The following is a 6,379-nucleotide window of genomic DNA, read 5'->3' as shown; positions in this document are numbered from 1 at the left end:
ATTCCAGCGAAATTAGGAAAGCTTTGTTTCAATAAATCACCAACTAATTGATCCGTTACTTTGAAGGGTACGGTTTGACTAAAACCGGATGGGATGGAAATATTAGGAATGTGAAATTCATTGTTAATTAGATTACGTTGAACCCTAAATCTTTTCGATACTATAGCAGAATCTTTATGGATAGTTATTTGACTCTCCCCAATAATTTTTGGATAAGTATTTAGTGAATTATTCATCTGATTAAAAAACACAACGTTTCCATAAATGGGAAGTTCAGATTTTTCTGGCTGATAATACTCATTATAGTCGTCATATGACCAACCAACACCATAAAAATCACCAGTGTATGAACCATTTGACCAATAAAGTTTTTTATTTGTAGCGCTTAGTTTTTGAAAAACCTTTTGCTCCTTAAATTCTCTGTTTAAGAAGCTGGGGTCGGCGGTACCCCAAAATAGTAACGAGTCTCCGCGTTCTACATAATGTAATCCGGCAACCGAATCCTTCAAAAGCTTTAATCCAGCAAAAAATGTAAAAAGTTTGGTATTTGATGCGGGGGTAAAATACTTTTCACTATTCTGCTCAACTATCATTTTTCGCTTTTCCAGATCATACAGGGCAAATCCTGTAAAATGTTGGCTAAGAACCGCTGAATTTCTAATCATTTTTAGAATTTTACGCGGAGGAGTGCCTTTAGCACTCAAAGCTTCCATACTAAAAAGGGCAATTATCAGACAAATTAAGGCTTTAATTTTCATCAAATATTTATTGTGTTAAAAATTCGTGTTGCGATACCAGAACGGGTTCCTAAAAATAGAAAATAATTATAAGCTTAGAATCGAAATTGGTGTAAAAAAGATAAAATAAATCAGCCCTTGAACGCTTTTTCCATTCAATGGCCTAAATAATTGTTCGATTTAAGGTTTTTAAGCAATTATTGGTGCATTCTGTAATTTTATTAGGATAAATAAATAAAAAATGTTCAGAAGTCAGTTCAAATTTTAAATTTGTAGATTAGAAACAAAAAACCATTATATAAATTAACTATGACAAAAAACTACCGCAACCTACAAGTTGCTGCAGTAGCAGCGCTGGTAATTGCAATTGGCTTGAATGACGTAAATGGCCAAGATCGCAAAAATGGTGGTGCTCCAGCCCAGGATCCCGCTAAAACAACCACACCAGCCGCTCCGGCTAAACCAAGTACTGGTATAAAACCATACAAGGAGGTAATTACAGATAAGGCTAAAACAGATAATGGACTATTTAAAGTCCATCGTTTGGATGGTAAATATTTCTATGAAATTCCAGATTCATTGTTCAATCGGGAAATGCTTGTGGTAACACGCTATGCAAAAACACCGACAGTTGACGGAACATATGGAGGTGAAGAATTAAATGAGCAGATATGGAAATGGCAAAAGCGTGATAAACAAGTATTTATCCGAATCCCATCTTACCGTAACATCGCTGATGAAAAATCGGATATGTATCAATCCGTACAAAACTCTAATCTTGAAGCCGTTTTATCAGCATTTGATATCAAAGCAATCAATAAAGATTCTAGTTCGGTTGTAATCGACGTAACCGAACTGTTTTCAAAAGATGTTCAATCGCTCGGATTACCACAACCGGTTCGTACTCAATACAAAATTAGTGCAATGGATGATGCACGTAGCTATATTGATACCATCAAATCATTTCCAATTAATATCGAAGTACGTTCATTAAAAACATACCGTGCTTCTGAAGCACCTGGCGATAAATCACTTGGTTCAATGACTGTTGAGATTCATAATTCCATGCTACTTTTACCTAAAGTACCATACAAGGCTCGTTTCTCAGACGACAGAGTTGGCTTTTTTGGTCAAAGTCAGACTGATTACGGACTAGATGCTCAAAAAGCCCAGGTTACAAGATATATTCACCGTTGGAAATTAGAACCTAAAGACCCTGAAGCTTATAAGCGAGGTGAATTGGTTGAGCCTAAAAAACAAATTGTTTATTATATCGATCCTGCAACTCCAGCAAAATGGAGACCATACCTAATTGATGGGGTAAAAGATTGGAATGCAGCATTTGAAGCAGCGGGGTTCAAAAATGCAATTACTGCACTTGAACCACCAACAGACGATCCTGATTGGTCGCCAGAAGATGCTCGTTATTCTGTAATTCGTTATTTCGCTTCCAATATTGCAAATGCTTACGGACCACATATTTCTGATCCACGTTCTGGCGAAATTATGGAATCCGACATAGGTTGGTACCATAATGTGATGAACCTTGTTCGTAATTGGTTCTTTGTACAAACTGCAGCAATAAACCCAGATGCACGCAATCCTAAATTTAAAGATGAAGTGATGGGTCAGTTAATTCGCTTTGTTTCTTCTCATGAGGTTGGACACACCCTAGGTCTTCCACACAATTTTGGATCAAGTGTTGCATACCCTGTTGATTCTTTACGTTCTCCTTCATTTACTAAGAGAATGGGCGGAACTGCTCCTTCTATCATGGATTATGCTCGTTTTAACTACATCGCTCAACCGGGTGATGAAGGTGTTGTATTATATCCAGGAGTTGGTGAATACGACAAATGGTCTGTTAAATGGGGTTATACCTGGTTTGATAATCAAACACCTGAGGAGGAAGCAAAAACATTAAACAAGTGGACTATCGAAAGAGCAGGAAATCCAATTTATTTCTATGGTCAACAAACAGGAAACCCAATAGATCCACGTGCTCAATCTGAAGATCTTGGAGATGATGCAGTAAAAGCATCTCAGTATGGTATTGCTAACTTAAAGCGTATCCTTCCAAATATCGAAAAATGGACTTATGAAGAAGGAAAACCTTATGATAACCTAAAAGAGCTTTATGGTGAAGTTTTAGGTCAGTGGAACCGTTATATGGGACATGTTCGTTCTAATATTGGTGGTATCTATGAAAACGATAAAACTTACGAGCAAAAAGGACCGGTTTATACGCATGTTGATAAATCAAAACAAAAAACAGCGGTGAAGTTTATTAATGATCAAGCCTTCACAACACCAAATTGGATGCTTGACCAAAACGTATTAAATAAGTTTGATAATGCCGGAATTGTTGATCGCTTGAGAAGAACGCAAGTTGGCGTTTTAAATGGAATTCTTGATTTTTCACGCCTTGGTAGAGTAATTGATAATTCGGTAAAAAATGGCAACAATTCATATGCAATGACCGATCTGTTTTCTGATCTAAGAAATGGAATTTGGTCGGAGTTAAAAACAGGTGCCAATGTGGATACCTATCGTCGTAATTTACAAAGAGCATACGTTGAAAGAATGTCTTATCTTTTGAATGAAAACGAAACTCAGGTACCTCCACAATTTGCAGCCCTTGCTGGTCCGCAAATTGATGTTTCTCAGTCAGATATTCGCCCAATGGCTAGACAAGAATTGAAAACTTTGGCTGCGCAAATTAAGTCATCATTACCTAAATATGCTAATCCGGTAATCAAATCACATTTAGATGATGTGCTTGTTCGTATCGACGAGGCATTGAATCCAACAAAGTAATAAAATCAGCTTTAAAAGCCCTGTATCTGAATAGATACGGGGCTTTTTTATGGATTTAAATTATTAAAGCCCAGAAACAATTTCATCAATTCCATTCCTTATCGGTATATTAGTATCCTAATATGACACGATGAAATCATTATTTTTTAGCATACTCTTTTCGATTTTCATATCAATAGGTTTATATGCACAATCCGATTCTATTGCTGTAGTTAATGCTAAATGGCATAAAGAAAAAATTGGAGAAGGAGTAACTTTAAAAACTTTCTGGTTTCAAAACTCACTTTTCAATTCTAATCAATTTGTTAGTGTATTAGAGGTTAAAAAGAAGAAAAAATATGAGTTTGATCTTGGTTATGAGCCGAAAAAACTAATCACAACAAGCGATTTTGGCGAACAAGCTAATGCAATTGCATCTCTTAATGGAACATTCTTTGATATTAGCAATGGCGGGTCGGTAGATTATATTAAATTCAATGGAGAAGTAATTAACGAAAATCGACTTTCTAAGAATGGTAAACGGGCAATACACCAAAAATCAGCCTTGGTAATAAATAAGGGTAAATTAGGCATCGCCAAATGGAATGGGAGTCCTAATTGGGAAAAAACGCTTTTGGCAGACGACATAATGGTTAGCGGACCGCTTCTAATAATGGACAAATCTGAAGAAAAACTAGATACCGCAAACACATTCAACAAAACAAGACATCCACGAACCGCTGTTGCTATTACAAAAAACAAGCGCGTTTTATTGATTACTGTCGATGGTCGGAATGCCAATTCAGCAGGAATGAGTTTGTTTGAGTTAAGCAAATTAATGCGCTGGATGCAAGCAGAAGACGCGATCAACCTAGATGGCGGTGGATCTACAACTCTTTGGGTAAACAATGGGACTGGGGTAGTAAACCATCCTACCGATAATAAAAAATGGGACCACGAAGGACAAAGAAAGGTCGCAAATGTGCTCCTCTTGAAGAAAAAATAATTTCAGATTTGGAAGGATAAATAATGAAGGCTTCTGAACAAAACTATGTCTATCTCCTAGCTAAAATTGATAGCTTTATCCGTAAATATTACTTCAATAAGGTATTAAAAGGACTAGTTTTTCTACTTGCCTCAAGCTTAATAGCATATATTTTTGTGATCACTGTAGAGCACTTTGGTCGTTTTAACTCAATTTTCAGGGCTATTTTGTACTATTCATTTATAGTAATAAATCTTATAGTGATTTTTGGTTATATCCTAATTCCACTTCTATCTTATTTAAAGCTTGGCAAAAGCATTAGCCATGAACAGGCTTCTAGCATTATTGGGGAACATTTTTCGCCCATAAAAGATAAGCTCCTCAATACCCTTCAATTAAAAAAACTTTACGAGTCTAACCCTGAACAACGGCAACTAATTGATGCCAGCATCAATCAAAAAATAACAGAACTAAAACCCATTCCATTTAATCTTGCAATCAGACTAAATGACAATATTAAATACTTAAAGTTCAGCCTTGCTCCCTTGGCTATTCTAATATTTATCTTTTTTGCCTCTCCCTCTATTTTAAGTGAAAGCACCACGCGTTTAATCAATTACAACAAACACTTTGTAGAAAAAGCCCCCTTTGAATTCGAAATTTTAAATGAAAGTTTAGTGGCAGAGCAGGGGAGTGACTTTACTTTAAAGGTTAGGCTCAGAGGCAATCAAATTCCTGCAGAACTGTATCTTGAAGATGGTTTAAATACCTTTAAACTCAAGCGCGAAAACAATGTTCGGTTCAATTATACCTTTAAAAACATTCAAAAAAGTCTAAAAATAAAACTAAACGCAGGCAAGTTTAAATCAGACGAATATTCATTGGAAGTGAAAACCAAACCGAGCATCCTTAAATTTGATATTTATATCGAATATCCTGCTTATCTGAAAAAGAAAAACGAGTTTATTAAAAACTCTGGAGATTTAATCGTCCCAGAAGGTTCAAAAATAAGCTGGAAATTTATTACAGATAATAGCGATTTTATTGATATACGGGTAAATAAGAAGAATTACTTACTTAATAAAAGTGCTGATAATGAATTTAATTTTAGCTATAGTGCTTTAAAAACATCAAGCTACCAAATTAAGCCAATCAAAAACGGACTCCAAGCACCTCCATCAGTAAATTATCAAATTCAAGTAATTCCCGATCTTCTGCCAATAATTGAACTAAAGGAGAGCCAGGATTCGATTAATAAAGAAGTACTCTATTTTACCGGTCAGCTAAGCGATGACCATGGTTTATCAAAACTTACCTTCAATTATCGGGTTTTGATGGGTGATAACAAAACGAATGGATTTAAAAAAACCATCGAATTCGACAAAAATTCCAATCAAAGCAATTTTATCCATGCTTGGGATATCACAAGTATTGGAACGCATTTAGGTGAACAAATAGAATATTATTTTGAAGTGTTTGATAATGATGGTGTTAACGGTCCGAAATCTAGTAAATCAATCGTCAAGACCTTAAAAATGCCCTCTCAAGAAGAGATTAACCGAGACCTTTCAGCAAAGTCTGAAAAGACTAAAGAAAAAATGGAGGAGGCTATCAAAGAAGCCAAGGAACTAGAAAAAGAAGCTAAAAAATTAAACCAGGCTCTTCTTAATAAAAATAGCCTTAGTTATGAGGACAAAAAACAGGTTGAAAATCTTGTTAAAAAGCAAAATGATTTAGAAAAACTTATTAAAGAAATACAAAATGAAAACAAAGAAAATAATTTAGGCCAAAAGTCGCTCGAAAACGAACAAATTCTTGAGAAACAAAAACAAATAGAAAAGTTATTTAATGATGTCTTAGA

General features: G+C 35.3%; 3 protein-coding genes and 1 pseudogene. 3 read left to right on the top strand and 1 reads right to left on the bottom strand.

The genetic code is table 11. The features are described 5' to 3' along the window. The coding region (locus tag ACILQF_RS09285; protein WP_395627133.1) for a D-alanyl-D-alanine carboxypeptidase at positions 1 to 758 on the bottom strand (758 nt) is incomplete at its 3' end. 288 nt (positions 759 to 1,046) lie between these two features. Here ACILQF_RS09285 and ACILQF_RS09280 point away from each other — a divergent pair. The 3 genes and pseudogenes from ACILQF_RS09280 to ACILQF_RS09270 form a co-directional block, all read left to right on the top strand. Further along, positions 1,047 to 3,554 carry a zinc-dependent metalloprotease gene (locus ACILQF_RS09280; RefSeq protein WP_395627132.1) on the top strand — a complete coding sequence of 836 codons (2,508 nt, stop codon included), beginning with the start codon at positions 1,047 to 1,049 and terminating at the stop codon, positions 3,552 to 3,554. A gap of 130 nt (positions 3,555 to 3,684) precedes the next feature. Beyond that, the gene (locus tag ACILQF_RS09275; protein ID WP_395627131.1) at positions 3,685 to 4,539 is read left to right on the top strand and encodes a phosphodiester glycosidase family protein; all 855 of its coding nucleotides are present in this window, start codon (positions 3,685 to 3,687) and stop codon (positions 4,537 to 4,539) included. Positions 4,540 to 4,562: 23 nt separating this feature from the next. Then, positions 4,563 to 6,379 (top strand): annotated as a pseudogene (locus tag ACILQF_RS09270) (hypothetical protein); the annotation flags it as partial.

Source organism: Daejeonella sp. (assembly GCF_044232565.1).
Taxonomy (GTDB): Bacteria; Bacteroidota; Bacteroidia; order Sphingobacteriales; family Sphingobacteriaceae; genus Daejeonella.
The sequence above is the reverse complement of the archived record's forward strand: the minus strand, read 5'-3'. Positions and strand labels throughout refer to the sequence as shown.